Origin of the sequence: Bifidobacterium sp. SO1, from assembly GCF_018555335.1 — a bacterium.
In the GTDB taxonomy this organism is placed as follows: Bacteria; Actinomycetota; Actinomycetes; order Actinomycetales; family Bifidobacteriaceae; genus Bifidobacterium; species Bifidobacterium simiiventris.
The window spans coordinates 45,085-61,637 of sequence record NZ_JAFEJR010000009.1 but is presented as its reverse complement, the minus strand read 5'-3'; the positions used below and the strand labels follow the sequence as shown (position 1 = coordinate 61,637).

The 16,553-nt window shown below is 62.3% G+C and carries 11 protein-coding genes; 4 read left to right on the top strand and 7 right to left on the bottom strand.

What is annotated here, in order from left to right:
* Positions 1–95 precede the first annotated feature (95 nt).
* From JS541_RS08590 to JS541_RS08565, 6 genes are all read right to left on the bottom strand, one after another.
* Positions 96–2,132, bottom strand: coding sequence for a hypothetical protein (locus JS541_RS08590; RefSeq protein ID WP_214374052.1), 2,037 nt, complete (start codon positions 2,130–2,132; stop codon positions 96–98).
* Positions 2,133–2,703: 571 nt separating this feature from the next.
* Positions 2,704–3,423, bottom strand: coding sequence for an SGNH/GDSL hydrolase family protein (locus tag JS541_RS08585; RefSeq protein ID WP_214374051.1), 720 nt, complete (start codon positions 3,421–3,423; stop codon positions 2,704–2,706).
* A 214-nt stretch (positions 3,424–3,637) separates the two neighbouring features.
* On the bottom strand, positions 3,638–4,564 hold the full coding sequence (locus JS541_RS08580) for a family 43 glycosylhydrolase (RefSeq protein ID WP_214374050.1): 927 nt from the start codon (positions 4,562–4,564) through the stop codon (positions 3,638–3,640).
* 563 nt (positions 4,565–5,127) lie between these two features.
* Positions 5,128–6,090 carry a carbohydrate ABC transporter permease gene (locus JS541_RS08575; RefSeq protein ID WP_214374049.1) on the bottom strand — a complete coding sequence of 321 codons (963 nt, stop codon included), beginning with the start codon at positions 6,088–6,090 and terminating at the stop codon, positions 5,128–5,130.
* A 30-nt stretch (positions 6,091–6,120) separates the two neighbouring features.
* On the bottom strand, positions 6,121–7,113 hold the full coding sequence (locus JS541_RS08570; RefSeq protein ID WP_214374048.1) for an ABC transporter permease subunit: 993 nt from the start codon (positions 7,111–7,113) through the stop codon (positions 6,121–6,123).
* A gap of 250 nt (positions 7,114–7,363) precedes the next feature.
* A complete protein-coding gene (locus JS541_RS08565) occupies positions 7,364–8,959 on the bottom strand; it encodes an extracellular solute-binding protein (protein WP_214374047.1) in 1,596 nt (531 codons plus the stop codon).
* Positions 8,960–9,432: 473 nt separating this feature from the next.
* On the opposite strand from JS541_RS08565, the gene JS541_RS08560 reads away from it, so the two are divergent.
* Both JS541_RS08560 and JS541_RS08555 read left to right on the top strand, forming a co-directional pair.
* Entirely contained in the window at positions 9,433–10,521 is a 1,089-nt protein-coding gene (locus JS541_RS08560) for a LacI family DNA-binding transcriptional regulator (protein ID WP_214374046.1), read from the top strand.
* A gap of 241 nt (positions 10,522–10,762) precedes the next feature.
* A complete protein-coding gene (locus tag JS541_RS08555) occupies positions 10,763–11,803 on the top strand; it encodes a LacI family DNA-binding transcriptional regulator (protein ID WP_214374045.1) in 1,041 nt (346 codons plus the stop codon).
* Between the two features lie 397 nt (positions 11,804–12,200).
* Here JS541_RS08555 and JS541_RS08550 read toward each other — a convergent pair whose 3' ends face one another.
* Positions 12,201–13,571: a glycoside hydrolase family 27 protein gene (locus tag JS541_RS08550; RefSeq protein ID WP_214374096.1), complete on the bottom strand. Its 1,371-nt coding sequence runs from the start codon at positions 13,569–13,571 to the stop codon at positions 12,201–12,203.
* A gap of 254 nt (positions 13,572–13,825) precedes the next feature.
* Between JS541_RS08550 and JS541_RS08545 the strand changes: the two genes are divergently transcribed.
* Positions 13,826–15,031 carry a LacI family DNA-binding transcriptional regulator gene (locus tag JS541_RS08545; RefSeq protein ID WP_214374044.1) on the top strand — a complete coding sequence of 402 codons (1,206 nt, stop codon included), beginning with the start codon at positions 13,826–13,828 and terminating at the stop codon, positions 15,029–15,031.
* A 173-nt stretch (positions 15,032–15,204) separates the two neighbouring features.
* A complete protein-coding gene (locus tag JS541_RS08540; protein ID WP_214374043.1) occupies positions 15,205–16,251 on the top strand; it encodes a glycoside hydrolase family 43 protein in 1,047 nt (348 codons plus the stop codon).
* Positions 16,252–16,553 lie beyond the last annotated feature (302 nt).

Below are 16,553 nucleotides of genomic sequence, written 5' to 3'. Positions count from 1 at the left end.
CGATGCGTCACGTATGACGGCGACCGCCTGCCGACCTTGTGGCGGATATCCGCCAGACATCCGTCACAAGGCCCCGCACGCGGCCGCCAACGTATTCACTCCGCGTCCAGCATATGCCGAACGATGAAATACAGCGCCCAGTCCTGGTCGTTCGCCATCGGATCGGCAAAATGCGTTCGCTCGCCGTTCACCGAGAACGGGAACACGTACGCGCACGACGCGGTGCCGTCCGGGAAGAACAGCTGCAACAGCGCGCGACGCGACGCGGCCGCACGGCGACGCAGCGTCTCGGCCGCATCCTCGTCGTCCATGAGATCGGCCGCCAGATCGAACACGTCGGCGGTCAGTCCGCTCCAGTAATGCGGGAACGTGTCGCCGTACTGCTTACGTTTGCCAAACCAGAAACCGTCCCAGTGACGGATCGCGACCTCGTTCATGTGCGCGTCCGGCTGGCATCCGTTGAACTGGTCGAGCACGCGCAACTGCTCGAATCCGGCCCGCAGCAGGTCCCGGTCGCCGGTCAGCGCGGCCGTCTGCAGGATCACGCTCGCGGCCGGCGCCACGATCGACTGCTCGTAGTTGACCTCATGCTTCGGATAGTGCAGCCCGAGTTCCGCCAACGTTCGTGCATGGTCGACGAACAGGTCGCGCATCTCGTCGCGCAGACCGAACTCTCCGGCCTGTTCGAGCGCACGGCTGAGCGCGAGGATCGGCAGTTCGATCGGGTAGAACCGGCTGCCGCCGCCCGCGTAGAACCAGCGGATGATGCGGCATGCGACGCGTAGGTCCTCCACATCGCCGCCGAACTTGTAGAACTCGACGTACAGCCGTGCGAACCACGGCGCGTTGTACAGTCGCGTGACCGTGTTGTCGCGCGGCGCGTCGTTGAACACCTCGCCAGTTTCGGCATCGACCAGCTCACGTTCGACGAACGTGCGGTAGTCACGCAGACTGTCGGACAGTTCGTCGCGCAGCGGTTTCCATTCGCCGCCCGGCATCGCGCCGGACAACGCCATCGATACGTCGGCCAGCAGGTCGCCGTTCTCGTCCGTGACGATGCCGCGATCCAGTTCGCGCAGATACGCGGCGATCAGCAAGCCCATGCCGACGCGTTCGCGGCCGGCGTTGTAGTCGTTGACCACGTTGCCCTTGTCGTCGCCGGCGTAATAGTACTGGCGGCGATCCTCGTTGTCGTACGGCAGGTACGCGCCGATCAGGTGCTCGTTCTGGCCGCGGTACTGCTGTTTGCGGGCGATGAAGCGCACGCGCTGGGCGATGAGTTCGTCGAGCGGGGCGGAGACGAACAGTCGCGTGCGCACGGTGCGGTCGCCGACGCGGACGGTGAAGGTGTGCTCGCCGGTGCGGTCGCGGTATTCGTCGTGGGTGTACGGGTCGTCGTCGGACGGGGTGAAGGCGAAGGTGTACGAGCCGTCCGGTTCGGGGGCGGCGGGGATGCCGTTGACGGTGACGGCGTCATCCTGACCGGGCTGGAACGACGGGCGGATGTGCAGGACAGCGGTCTGGCCGGGGAACGCGACGTACGTGTTCCAGCGGGCGTCGATGAACGCGCTGCGTTCGGCGGCCTGCTGGAAGAAATCCTCGCGTGAATCGCACGGGAAGATCGTCCATGAGATCGTGCGGGTCTGGCCGGGCGCGAATTCCATCGCCTCGGGGTGCAGGACGAAGCAGCCGCGGTCGTTGCTGTAGTGGACGAAGTCTCGGCTCGTGCTGTAGTCGGCGAGCGCGCCTTCCGTGAGGATCAGGCCGAGGTGCGGGGCGTTGCCGCTCATGCGCAGGGCGAGTGCCCAGCTGCAGGCGCCGCCGCAGAACAGGTGGACGTTGCAGTGGCGGTCGATCGAGTAGTCGTCGGTCTCGTCGAAATAGCGGTCCTCGAGCGGCAGGGTGATGCCGATGTCGCCGACCGCGGTGGTGATCGGCTTGCTCGTGGCGTTGCCGAGCAGGACCGTGGTGACGATGGTGTCGCCGTCGCGCAGCATGTGGACGGACGACTGGATGCCGTCCGGGGTGCTGACCGCGGCGTACGGATGATCGTCGCGCAGCCAGTTCATGCCGGCCGGATCGGACGAAAATCGAATCGTTACGTCTCCGGGAGCACCCAGTTCCGAGACCATGGACCTGGTGTCCGCATATGCCGGGATTTCCGGGGAATTCTTGCCTAGCGAGTACATACGCCAGTCCTTTCTTCATGAAGCATCGACGCTTCTGCACGTCGTCGTATCGCATAAAAATCGCAACGCTGCGATTCTATACGATTTCGCGGACACACACAAATCGAAAACGCCGAATCACTGTCATTTGCTGCGCGCTGGACGAAAAACCACCCGACCATGTCATCGAGCGAGAAATCGTGTGCGCACGGGATGGAAAAACCAAGCCGACAATCCATCCAGTGAATACCATTGCCGCAAGCGCCACCCATACACGACGAATAACGCGCAACTATTTCCGGAAAAGAACGGCTTCAGCCCAAAATAGTTGCACTGAGACATTATCGACTCGATGAGACAGCATCGGACTGGTGCTGTGTCGGGGCTTAATGTGATGGGTTCGACGCTCCCTCAGTCCGCTTCGCGGCCAGCTCCCTCAACCGAGGGAGCCAAGAATAAGAACGCCCGACAAGGGCGGAGCGCGTCAGTGTACACGGCAAAGCAATAGGCCGCCAAACGCGTGACGGCTTGCCCGCTACAGCAAGCGCAGGGCGCGGCGGATGATGGGGGCGTAGAAGCGTTCGACGGCGACCAGATTCGGATGGGTGCCGCTGGGCTGGCTTTCGGGGTGCTCGTAGGTGACGGTCTGCGGGGTGCCGGGCAAACCGTCGGAACCGTTGCGATCGAAGGAATACGCGACACGATCGGCATCGCGGTGCGGGTCGAGATCGGCGTCGTCGAATACGTTGGCAACGCCCACACCCCACTTGCGGCATGCCTCCAGCTCGATCGCATACAGAGCCGACTGGATCGTCATGTCAACGTTCGCAAGTCTTGCGGTCGCCACGTACACGATCTTCGCAGACGGCCAACGACGACGGCATTCCGCGATCGTCGCCTCAAAACAGCCGGCAAACGTGCCGCGGTCGAATGATGGCACATCAAAACCATCGATCACTTCGCCGAGCCGGTCCATGATCCGATCCAGATGACCGTCGTTCGTGCCGCCGTCGAACAGGATCACGTCGGGCGCGGGCGTACCGGCCGGAACCTCGTCACACTGGTCGATGATCTGGCCGCCCAAGTCAGGCCGCGTCATCGGCCGCGGCAGTATAGCCGCACCGTTGCGAGCGAACTTGAACAGACGCATCCCCTCGGCTTCGGCGACAACGTTCGCACACGAACGCTGCGGATACGTGTGCCCCTCGATGATGCTGTCGCCGAACGCGTACAGCACCTTGCCGTTGCAATCCATGATTCCCCCGATTCCGGTATGCCGTGCATACCGTCTTCCAATATATGCGAATATACGCACATATATGCAAAACGGCGACGCACACGCAGGAAAAAGAAAGGAAAACCCACGCATACGCCGCCATTGAGCCGGCGGGCCGTCCGGAGCGACTGGCCAACCCGCCGACGATTATTCAATGACCACTGCATCGACCGAACGCGCGGCCCGCATCACATCACAGGCCGTTGTCCCACTCGTCGTGCCATTCGAGCAGCGCCTCGCCGTCACCGATCTCGATCGGCAGTGTGACGAGCTCGGAGTTGCCGAGATCCTTGTTATGCCAACGGTCGCCGACGTACAGGAACCGGCTCGCGTGATAGTCGTCGCCGCCGGCAGCCACACCGTCGAGCGGCACGATGATGTCGCACTGCGAGTCGAACGTGCGCGAACCGGCCGGCGTGAACGGCTTCCACTCGCTCCACGGGCCGTGCAGGTCGGTCGCGGTCGCGTACATGTTGTCGTTGCAGTCCCAGCCGGTCAGCTGCGAGCCAAACCAGTAGTAGACGCCGTCGCGCTTGACCATGATCGGCGACTCGTAGCCTGCCCAGTAGTTGGTGCCCTTGAGGCAGACCACGTCCTCGACCACGCTCAGGTAGTCCTCGGACAGGCGGTAGATGTGCGTGCCGTGCGGGCGGTCCTCGCTCAGGATGTAGCCGGTGCCGTCCTCGTCCTGGAACACGCCGATGTCGCGCGACTCGTAGCCGCGGAACTGGAACGTTGCGAGGAACTCGAACGGACCGGTCGGCGAGTCGGAGATCGCGGTGCCGATGTGCGCGTACGAGTAGTTGTTTTCGCCGTCGACGTGCAGGTACATGACGTACTTGCCGTCGGACGGGCGACGCATGACCTTCGGGCGTTCGACGATGCGCTTCGGGCCGATGATCGAATCCTCGTCGCCGACCGGCAGTACCGTGCCCTCGTTTCGCCACGTTGCGAAATCCGTGGTGGAGTAGCAGGCGACGCCCTGGAAGAGGTTGCCGTGATTCTTGATCTCGCCGTACGCGTACCAGCGGTCGCCGAATCGCTGCACGCCGATGCCGTGGAGCTGGGCGACGTTGCCGTCCGTGTCGCGGAACAGCTGCACGCCGTGAAGTGTTGCCATGATTGGGTTCCTTTGGATTGGTTGATGGTAAGTGGTTGATGACTTGGGAGTCGGAACCGATCGGCACGACTGCGATGATCGGCAGGCTTACGGTTCGTCGTATACCTCATGACAGACTTTATCGCGAGATATATACCGTATCGTATGCCAATTGACGACTGGGTGGGCGACGGCGGAACCTTCGGAAAGCACACCGGGCTTTCCTCAAGGGCTGATCTACGACCAGCCCCGCACAGCGAACCTCGCTGCGCTCGGACTCAATCCGACCAAGCAGATCCGTCCTTTGTCATTTCGACCGAGCGCCGCGAGCGGAGAAATCTTTCAAAGCACACCGCCTTCAAAGATTTCTCGACTCGGCTACGCCTCGCTCGAAATGACAATCTTGGCTGACTCGGCTCAGGCTGACGTTACGGGAAGTCCACCGGGCTTCCCGCTTAACGGATCGCCTTCGGCCCCTGCAACAACGGACCTCGCTGCGCGAGGACTCAATCCGACCTTCGCTCGCCTATCGGCTCGCTCAGGCTGATCCTACGGACAGTCCACAGGACTGTCCGCTTAACGGATCAGCCCTTGACCGCTCCGATCATGACGCCCTTGTTGAAGTACTTCTGGAGGAACGGGTAGAGCACGAGCAGCGGGAGGGTGGAGACGATGATCACGCCGTACTTGATCTGGTTGGCGAATTCGCGCTGCTGGATCAGACTCATGCCATCTGACTGCGCGCCGGTGATGCCGGTCTGATTGGCGAGCAGGATCGAACGCAGCACGTTCTGCAACGGCAGCTTTTCGGTGTCGCGGATGTACACGAGGCCCGTGAAGAAGTCGTTCCAGTGGCCCACGAAGTAGTACAGCGCCAGCACCGCGATGATCGCGGACGACAGCGGGATCACGATCTTGAGGAAGTAACCCCAGTACCCGAGGCCGTCGATCTGCGACGCGTCGTGCAGCTCCTCCGGAATCGAGGACTCGAAGAACGAGCGCGCGATGATCACGTTCCACACCGACACCGCGCCCGGCAGGATGAACACCAGCCAGTTGTCAAGCAGCCCCAGCTGCTTGAACAGCAGGTAGTTCGGGATCAGACCGCCGGAGAAGAACATCGTGAACGTGAACAGGAACAGGATGATGCGCCGCGGCTTGAACTCGCGCCGCGAGAGCGCGAACGACACCGGGATCGTCACGAGCATGTTGAGCGCGGTGCCGACTACCGAGTACACGATCGTGTTCCAGTAGCCCATCCAGATACGCGAGTCGGCGAACACCTTCGCGTACCCGCCGAAACTGAATCCGACAGGCCACATCGTCACCCGCCCCTGGTTCACGGCCGTCTGGTTCGACACGGACGCGATGATCACGAACCAGATCGGATAGATGACCGCGACGACGACCAACGCCAGGACCACCCAGATCACGATGTCGGTGATCCAGTCGGACACGGTCCGAGCCTGCCGGACCTTCGGATTCCATGGGATGTCCTCGGCGCTCGTCTTCGGCGCGAGCGACGGCTGCACGGTTGCACTAGTCATGATTTGCCTTACCTTTCCGTCACGCCCGGGCTAGAAGATGCTCGTGTCGGACGCCTTCTTCGAGATGAAGTTGGCGAGCACGAGGAAGAAGAAGTTGACCAACGTATTGAACAGGCCGATGGCCGTTGCGTAACTGAACTGGTTGCCGAGAATACCGATGCGGTACGTGTATGTCGAGATGACTTCGGACGCGGACAGGTTCATCGAGTTCTGCATGAGGAAGACCTTCTCGAATCCGACGTTGAGCACGTTGCCCATGTTCATGATGAGCATGATGCCGACGGTCGGCATGATGGTCGGGATGTCGACGTAGCGGATGAGCTGCAGTCGGCCGGCGCCGTCGATTTTGGCGGCCTCGTACAGCGCGAGGTCGACACTGGAGAGCGCGGCGAGGTAGATGATGCAGTTCCATCCCATGTGCTGCCAGACCTCGGTGATCCAGTAGATCGGCGTGAACAGGTTCGGTTTGGCGAGCAGGTTCGAGTTCGGGAAGAACCGGCCGAGCAGACCGGTGTTCGGTGCGAGGAAGATGTTGATCATCGTGACGATGACGACGGTGGAGATGAAGTGCGGCAGATAGGTGACGGTCTGCACGAACGACTTGATCTTGACCGAACCGATCTGGTTGATGAGCAGCGCGAGGATGATCGGCGCGATGAAGCCCATGACCAGCGTCCACAGGGAGATGCGCAGCGTGTTGGTGAGGATCTGCACGAACATGCCGGACTTGAAGAACTGGTTGAAGTATTTCATGCCGGCGAACGTGCCGCCCATGAGGCCCTTGCTGGGGTTGAAGTTGTAGAAGGCGAGGCGCAGGCCGTACATCGGCACGTAGGCGAAGAGGGCCACGAACGCCATTGCGGGAAGGCTCATGAGCCACAGCGCGCCGTAACGCTTGAAGTGACGGGTGAGCTTGACTCCCAGAGGTGCGTGCTTTGCGGCTTCGATGTTGTCGACGACGGCTGCCGTGCCGCCGCTGTTTACTGCAGCCGTAGTCGCCGCAGTCTTACGAGATGCAGACATTGTTGTTGCTTTCTTTTTTTGGATGGGTTCAAGATGTCATTTCGACCGAGCGAAATACCAGATTCACAGTGTCATTCCGACCGAGCGAAACCTAACGTTCACAGTGTCATTTCGACCGAGCGAAGCGAGCGGAGAAATCTTACGAGCCGTATCGCCTCGATAGATTTCTCGACTACGCTTCGCTCCGCTCGAAATGACAATCAGTGGAAGGCTTCACCCTGTCGACATGAATGAGGTCTGGTCGGTCAGGTCACTTGGTGTAGGTGTCGTACCACTTCTGCCAGAGCTTGACGTTGTCGTTCAGGCCGAGGCTCTCGAGCTGCTTGACGTAGTCGCCCCACTCGCCGTCGATGCCGCCGTCGGCCATCCACTGCGCGGCCTTCTGGATTGCGGTGTTCATGATCTGCGTGTTGTTGTTCGAGATCGTGGTGGAGTCGGTCGCGTCGGCGCGCACGTAGTCGGGCATGTAGTCCTTGACCGGGTCGAAGTGCGAGCGCTGCTCCTCGAACACCTTGTTGACTTCCTGAATATCGTCGGCGTTGTCATCGCCATTGATAGTCACATTGTCCGGAATCCAGCCGGCGAGACGGTCGGCGAGCACCGGCATCTTGTTGTCGGCGATCAGATCGGACATTTTGTCGGAGTCCTCGGTGTAGGTATGGTCGCCGTTGTCGGTGAGGGTGTCGTCGAAGGAGCCGGCGAACTGCTGCACGGAGTACTTCTCGGAGTACAGCAGGTTGACGACCTTGAGCGCGGCGTCCTTGTTCTTCGCGTTCGCGGAGACGGAGCACTTGTAGTTTTCGAGTTCGTTGGAGGAGCCGTCCCAGACGGTCTTGTCGGCGGAAACGCCCGGTGCGGACGGCACCGGCATCGCCTCATACTGGTCGCGCAGGTCGCCGAAGTCGGCGAGCGACCAGCCGAAGATCACGCCGGTCTTGGCGGTCTTGCCGTCGTTGGTCTGGTCGGCGTAGTAGGCGTCATCGGCCTTGGTGGACCAGTCGGACGGGATGAGGCCCTTGGAGATCAGCTCGTGGTAGTACTTGATGACTTCCTTGTACTGGTCGGAGACGAGGAAGCTCTTGACCTTGCCGCCTTGCACGTAGATGCCCTGCGCGCTCGGGCCCTTGTTGAAGCCGGTGACGATGCCGGTGGAGTTGAGCAGCAGCATCGGGCTGTACCAGCCGAAGCCGCCGGTGTCGAGCTTGCGGATGTTCATCGGGATCTCGTCGGCCTGGCCGTTGCCGTTCGGATCGTCGTTCTTGAACGCCTCGAGCACCTTCTCGAACTCGTCCCAGGTCTTCGGGACCTCAAGGCCGAGCTTGTCGAGCCAGGTTTTGTTGATCATCATGTTCTGGCCGGAACCGGAGTACGACTTGCCGCGGGAGGACGGCAGATTGTAGATGTGACCCTCCGGGTCGGCAACGAGCTTCTTGGCATCGGGCTTCTCGTCGAAGAACTTCTTGACGTTAGGCAGCTTGTCCATGTCCTTGCTCAGGTCCTCGAACAGGTCGGGGAACTGGGCGGCGTCGTCGGGGTTGAACGCGCGCAGGGAGATGTCCTCGACTTCGCCGGCGCTCATGGACGGGTTCTTCTGCTGGCCCCACTGATCGTCGGAGACTTCCTTCCACTCGATCTTGACGCCGGCTTCCTTTTCAAGGTCCTTGGCCCACTGCATGTTGGTGACCTTGTCGGTGTTGGTGTTCTTGACGATCAGGATTGTGACGATTGGCTTGCCGTCCTCGGTGGTGGCGGCCTTGTCGCTGCTGCCGCAGGCGGCCAGCGATCCCAACGTCGCGACGGCGGCGATGGCGGCGAGCGCCTTGGTTACAACACTTCTGCGTGCCATTTCCTTTTCCTTTCCTTGCTTCCGACCTCTGCGTTCGGAAGATTCGGTGCCTTGCAGGAAGCCGTACAGCACATCCGGTCTTCCGTTGGACACTGTCTTGCGGGCCATCTTCAAACTCGCAACGCTGCGATTCTAAATCGATTCGATGCGATCCGTCAACCAGACACATCGTTCGGCGTGTTGTAATGAAAAAAACTGGCAACCGCTAAATTCCAACGTTTTTCAACGACCGCACCTGCCGTCTCCTATCAACACGCCTCATTTCCGCATCGCTACGATTCTGCGATATACTCGCGAGTGACACCGCACATAATCGAAGCGATTCGATCGTATGCTCGATCACGAACACCGTCATCGTGGGATATTTCAGGCAATGATCGCCGCAAACCGCATCGTTGCGTACGAATATCGCACGATCACTGCGGCACACGCCGTCCCGTGCGCCGCACCACACGAAGGCTGGGAAGAGAACTATGGTCACCCTCAAGGAAGTGGCAGCCAGAGCCGGCGTCTCGCCGTCCACCGCGTCCGGAGCGCTGCGCGGACTCGACTTCGTCCGTCCGAACACCGCCGAACGTGTCCTCAAAGCCGCGCAGGAGCTCAACTACACCGCGAACGTCTCGGCCCGCGCCCTGCGTTCCGGCCGCACCGGCATCCTCTCGCTCGCCATCCCCACCGTGTCCATCCCGTTTTACAGCCGGCTCGTCAGCGCGATGGAAACCTGCGTTGAACGCAACGGCTATCAGCTCGTCATCCAGCAGACCAATTTCGACGAGCAGATGGAACGCCGCGTGCTCGCCCAGGCCGAGGACACGCTCTCCGAAGGACTGTTCATGCTGCCGGCGCGCGTGAGCAACCGCGAGATCGCCGAACTCACGCAGGGGCACCCGACCGTACTGTTCGAGGACTACAGCGCCGACATCACGTTCGACACGGTGAACGCGCCGAGCGGCAACGGCATCGACAAGGCCATCCGGCATCTGGCCGGGCGCGGCCGCACGCATATCTGCGTGGCCGGAGCCGCGCCGGTCGGCGGCGGTCGACGACACCGCACGACCTCAACCGGCGACGCATACGTCGCCAACCGTGCCGTCAAGAATGAGCAGAACAGCAGCCGCGCACGATACGAACGCATCGATGCGGCCATCCGTGCGCTTGACGAGCTGGGTCTGCGCGGCACCAGCACGATGATCGACTGCAACTGGGGACCGGACGGCGGCATCGAACTCGGGCACCAGCTCGCCGCGCTGGCCAGATCGGGCACACGGTACGACGGCGTGTGCTGCATGAACGACGACATCGCGCTCGGCGTGCTCCGCGGGCTGGCCGACGACGGACTGCGCGTGCCGCAGGACGTGGCCGTCACCGGATTCGACGGCGTGCCGCAAGGCGGCTGGAGCGTGCCGACGCTCACCACGATCGCACTGGACTACGAGGGCATGGCGGCCACCGCCGTCGCGATGATGCTGCGCAAGTTCGGCGACTCCCCCGTCACGCTCCCCCAGCGCGTCACCGCCGGCTTCCGTCTGATCGAACGCGAATCCACGGCGATCGCTGCGTGACCCGTCACGATATGCGATGCCGCGGCCTGCGCCGTCGCACAGCACGGCATCAATCAGACAACCGTGACACGGCAGGCTTCCGGAATCAAGAAAACGTGACGAGCAGTCCTGTCATCATCCCGCGCAACATGACGTTCCACAACAATATCAACCGAAAATCGCAACGATTCGACCAGCGTGCGCGTCGTGCGGTACAGTAGTCGGGAATGACGTATTTCCAACGATGATCGAGTGGTGAGGTATGGCGACACTCAAGGATGTGGCGGCCCTGGCGGGCGTGTCAATGAGCACGGCGGGCGCGGCGATGCGCGGCGAGGACATCGTCAAGCCGGCCACCAAGGAGAAGGTGCTCGCCGCGGCGCGCGAACTCGGGTATTCCGCCAATCTGTCGGCGAGGTTTTTGAAGAAGGGCAGCACGGGCGCGATCGCGGTCATGGTGCCCGACATCCTGCATCCGTACTACACGAACCTGGTGAGCGCGGTGTGCAGCGCGGCGAGCAAGCACGGACTGCGCACCGTCATCCAGCAGACCGGCTACAACTCCACCACCGAAACCAGCGTGCTCAAGCAGATCAACGCGACGCTGTGCGATGGGCTGATCTTGAACGTCAACAACGTCGATGACCAGCATCTGCGCGGCATGCTCGGCAATCATCCGACCGTACTGCTCAACTATCCGGCCGACGTACCGCTGTTCGACACCGTGCGCGGACCGGCCGGCTCCAGCGCGAGCACCGCGTTCGGCTACCTGTGCGGGCGCGGATACCGGCATGCGTGCGTGGTCGGCGGACGGCCGGCGCGTGCGGAGAATTCCGATACCAGCGGACGTGACGACGGCATTCGCGCGGTGATGGACGCGCTGATCGGCAACGGATTGGGCGAGACCGGCGACTTCGTGGAATGCAACTGGAGCGTCGCGGGCGGCATCGAGGCGGCGCATGCGCTGTGCGCGGCGGGCGACGACGGTGCGCGGCCGGTCGACCGGTACGACGTGTTCTATTGCATGAACGATCTGATCGCGTACGGGCTGATTCGTGGGCTGCACGAGGAGGGCGTGCGCGTGCCCGATGACAAGGCCGTGTTCGGTCATGACGGGATTTTCAACAGCGGCGTGCTCGAGCCGTTCACGGTGCCGACGCTGACGACCGTGGGCGTCGATTACGCGGATATGGCCACGAAGGCGGTCGATTTGCTGATCGACCAGATCAAGCATCCGGGCAAGCAGCGCGCCCCGCGCATCGAAACCGCCCGCGGACGCCTCATCGTCGGCGAATCCGCGTGACGGGGATGTGGAAAGCGCACTCACTGGCTCCTGTCGCACATTGTCGAATCGCGCTAGAACCGATTCTCAAATAACGCGTGCGGCCTGCACGCCGCAGCAGACGAAGACGTATGTCAATACGTCAAGTTCGCAGCGGTGTGCAGGACGCTCCGTTATTCATTCGATACGACGACCACGCGCAGACCGATCGTCGCATAACGCGTGCGGCCTGCGCGCCGCAGCAGACGAAGGCGTATATCAATACGTCGAGTTCGCAGCGGTGCACAGAACGCTCCGTTATTCATTCGATACGACCACGCGCAGGCCGATCGTCGCATAACGCGTGCGACCTGCGCGCCGCAGCAGACGAAGGCGTATACCAATACGTCAAGTCTGCAGCGGTGCACAGGACGCTCCGTTATGCGGCGATCGGGTCGAGGGCGATCCAGAGAGCGCCATGCGCCGGGATAGTGCCGGTGATGACGCGGTCGGCGCCTTCGCCTTCGATGCGCACGTTCGCAGCGGCTCCCGGGGCGCCGGCGAACAGGTCGGTGAGCTTCCAGCCGTCTTCGCGAGCGTCCAAACCGACGATGGACTGCAGCTGGATGTTGCCGCCGATTTCGAAGTCGTCGGAACCGGTCCAGAACAGCGCCGCGTAGTGGCCGCCGCGGTGCGCGGACGGCGTGCCGTCGGCCCAGTCGGCCGCGTCGGCGGCCCAGACGATGAATTCGCCGCGGTAGGAATTGTCCTCCCACCAGTGCTTGAAGATGCGTTCGCGCACGGTTTCGCGGTTGTTGGTCGAGCCGGCGAGCACTTCGCGCAGCGCCGGGTTGGCGAGCAACGCGATCGTGTCGTCGGTGCTGGTCGGCAGGTCACCTCCGACCATGAGCGGCGAGCGTCCCATGCACCACAGCGCGAGCAGCGTCTTCTGCTCGTCCAGCGTCAGTCGCGACTGGCGGTCGTCGCCGCGCTCGGCCCTGAGCCCGATGTGGCCGAACGGCACCATGTCGGCGTCGGCCCAATGACCGGTCGTCTGGAACGGTGCCCAGCGCGCGAGCCGCGCGAACTGCTGGTAGATGTCTTCCCAGCGGTCCCACAGATCGTCGGAGATACGCCACATCTGCGCGTTCTCGCGCAGGAAGTCGACGTACGAGGTCGCCACCCAGCCGCCGGGCGACAGGGACAGGTCGATCGAACGGCCGTACTTGGCTTCGGCCTTGGCGATCGCGCGATGGTATGCGGCGATTTCGTCGGAATGGAACGGGGTCTGCATGTCGTCGACTTTGAGGAAGTCGAGTCCCCACGAGGCGAACAGGTCAAGCTGCGCGTCGTACCAAGCCTGCGCGCCGGGATGCTGCTGGTTGAGACCGTAGTTGTCGGGGTTCCACTTGCATACGTGGTCAAGGTCGGCGACGTCGCGCGCGGTGTATTCGGTGCCGTATACGGGCAGGTTCTTGTCGACGGCGATCCGCGGAATGCCACGCATCATGTGCACGCCGAGCTTGAGCCCGAGATCGTGGACGGCGGCGGCGAGCGGCGCGAATCCGCGACCGTTCGCAGCGGACGGGAAGCGCACCGGGTCGGGCAGCTGACGGCCGTATTCGTCGAGGATGAGCGGCGCGTTCTCGTTGTAGCCGTGGGCGCGCGCGGTCGGGTCGTACCAGTCGATGTCGATGACGAGCGTGTCCCAGCCGGCGGACTTGAGGTGTTCGGCCATGAACTTGGCGTTGGCGAGCAGCTCGTCCTCGGTGACGGTGGTGCCGTACGAATCCCAGCTGTTCCAGCCCATCGGCGGGCGCCATGCCTGTGGAAGTGATGCCATATTGACCTGCTTTCGCGATGATCACTGCATGATTTCTGTGTATCGGTACATATTTTATCCGAAGATTGTAGCGCGACAATAGTCGGACCCATCCGGCGAGTCGCCTGATATTGCAACGATTTTTAACGCAAAACTCATGATTTTACAAACTACAATTTTTTGCATACCGTTACATATGATTATTGGCGATCGCATGGAAACGTACACAAAGGAGACGCGATATGGGCAACGGCAAGACGACACTGCGTGATGTGGCCGCAGCGGCCGGCGTCTCCCCCATGACCGCGTCGAACGCACTGCACGGCAAGCCCGGCGTCAAGGAATCGACCCGGCAGAAGGTCATCGAGGCCGCCGAACGGCTCGACTACCGCATTAACCTGACCGCCAGCATGCTCAAGTCCGGCCGCAGCAACATCATCCACATCATCATCAACGAATTCGACTCGCCGTTCTACTCCAAACTCGTGCAATCGTTGGCAAACGAGACCACCGCACGCGGCCTGACTCCGTTCGTCGAGCAGACCCAGTACTCGCCGGCCGCCGCCAAGCAGGCTATGTCCGCCAACCCGTTCTCCGGTCAGCTGTTCGACGGCGAGATCATCCACGCTTCGGGCCTCGGCACCAACCTGCCGCTCGCCAAGATGAACGCCGGCCGGCCGCTCGTGCTCATCGACGGTTGCGAAGAAACGCCGAGCGTCGACACCGTGAACTTCCCGAACGAGGAGGGTGCACGCGCCGCCGTGCAGCATCTGATCGAACGCGGCTGCAAGCACATTGCGATCGTTGGCGGAGGATACATCCCGCGAGCCGAACTCGCGCACGCCGAGCATTCCTATGACCTGCGACTGCGTGGGGCGAGCGGCGCACTGCTTGACGCGGGACTGCCGTATGACGAGTCGATGACGTTTTGCGGGTACAACAGCGAAGACGGCATCGACGCCGGGCACCGTATTGCGGATGAGATCCTAGCCGCGCGGGCGAACGAGTCGGATCACGTCGCCGCCGGTGATGGGGTCGCAAACACCGCCAATGTTTCACGTGAAAACATCGCCAATGTTTCACATGAAACATCCCGCGGCACGGCAGCCGACCTGAAACGCGACGGATCCGCCACCGCGTTCGATGGCGTGTTCTGCTCGAACGATTACGCCGCGTTCGGCGTGATCCGCGGCCTTGCCGATCGCGGCATCCGCGTGCCGGACGACGTGAAAGTCATCGGCATCGACGGCACCAGCTTCGGTTCGTACGCAACGCCGACGCTGAGCACGATCCAGGTCGATCTTGACCAGCTCGCGCAGTTCGCGCTCGACATGATCACACGACGAATCGAGGAACGCGCCCGCAGCGAAGACGCGACCGCACCGACCCGCGCGACGATCGGCTACCAGCTCGTCGCGCGCGAGTCGACAGGCGGCCGATCCGTTTAGTCGGCACCCCACGTAGCACACGTTGTCATGTCGATTACACGCAGCGAATGAAGCTATCTTCAGACGCCAACCGTCACGCAAGATGCCTCCGCCCGCTCCGCTCGGTCGACATGACAAACAAATCCCACATCCAACATACGCAACCACCATCCAACCCAACAAAGGAGTAACCAATGACCGAATCCACTCCGAAGACCGAGGCGTATCTCTTCGTTCACTTCATCGGCGACGAGAAGACCCCGACCGACGAACAGCTGTACTTCGCGCTGAGCCGCGACGGCGTCAAGTGGCACGATCTGCGCCCGGCCGGCAAGCCTGCACTCACCTGGCTCGGCGGCGAGAAGGGCACGCGCGACCCGCACATCACGCGCGACCCGAACGGCGGTTTCCATATCGTCGCCACCGACCTGTCCATCCACTACCGCGGCGGCTGGGGCCCTCACGACGGCGCGACCACGAACGGCTCCACCGGCCTCGTGATCTGGGACTCCCCCGACCTCGTGCACTGGAGCGAGCCGCGCCTCGTCGACGTCGCCTCGAAGATCCCGGGCGCGGGCATGGCGTGGGCGCCGGAGGCCAACTGGGATCCGGACAAGCAGCAGTGGATCGTGTTCTGGGCCACCAAGACCAACACCGACGAACCGGGCAACCCGCTTAACAACGAGCTCGGCGACCGCACGAACATGTACTACGCGACCAGCAAGGACCTCATCACGTTCTCCGACCCGGTCAAGTGGATCGACCGCAAGAACAGCGTGATCGACTCGACCATGCTGCGCGACGACGACGGCTGGTGGTACCGCGCGTCCAAGGATTCCGAGATCACGATCGAGCGCACGCGCAACCCGTACGCGAGCGCCTACGAGGTGCTGCGCACCGACGATCCGAACGCATGGTCGTACGTCGGCTCGCTGACCAGCATCCTCGGCAACGGCCGCTACTCGTGGCACTACCTTGAGGGACCGGAACTGTTCCGCTACAACGACGCGGATGTCAAGACCATCAACGGCCGCGAGATGAAGTACGGCCTGATGTGCGACCAGTTCGCGGAGGCCAAGGGCTACCTGCCGTTCCGCTCGGCGAATCTCGCCAGCAACGATCCGGACGACTGGGCCGTGGCCGACGACATCGACTTCGGCGGGCTGAAGAAGCGTCACGGCGCGATCCTGCCGATCACCGCAGCCGAATACGACGCCGTCGAGGCCGCGTTCAAGCTCTGACCCGTCCCCGCGAGACGGCCGTAACTCAACAACAACGTCATCATCCTGTTGAGTTACGGTCGTCTCGTGTCACACCGGATCGAGGAGGCAAACCCCTCACGTCGCTCCCGGTCCGGCACGTTAGGCGCCATGCTCCGCCGTCTGCTTCACCAATCACCGCATGACACACGTGTCATTTCGACCGAGCGCAGCGAGCGGAGAAATCTCTTATGGCTGATGCACTCGAAAGATTTCTCGACTCGTCTGCGCCTCGCTCGAAATGACACGGCGATCGCGAAACAAGCAGCAGTAAGCAAGCATAA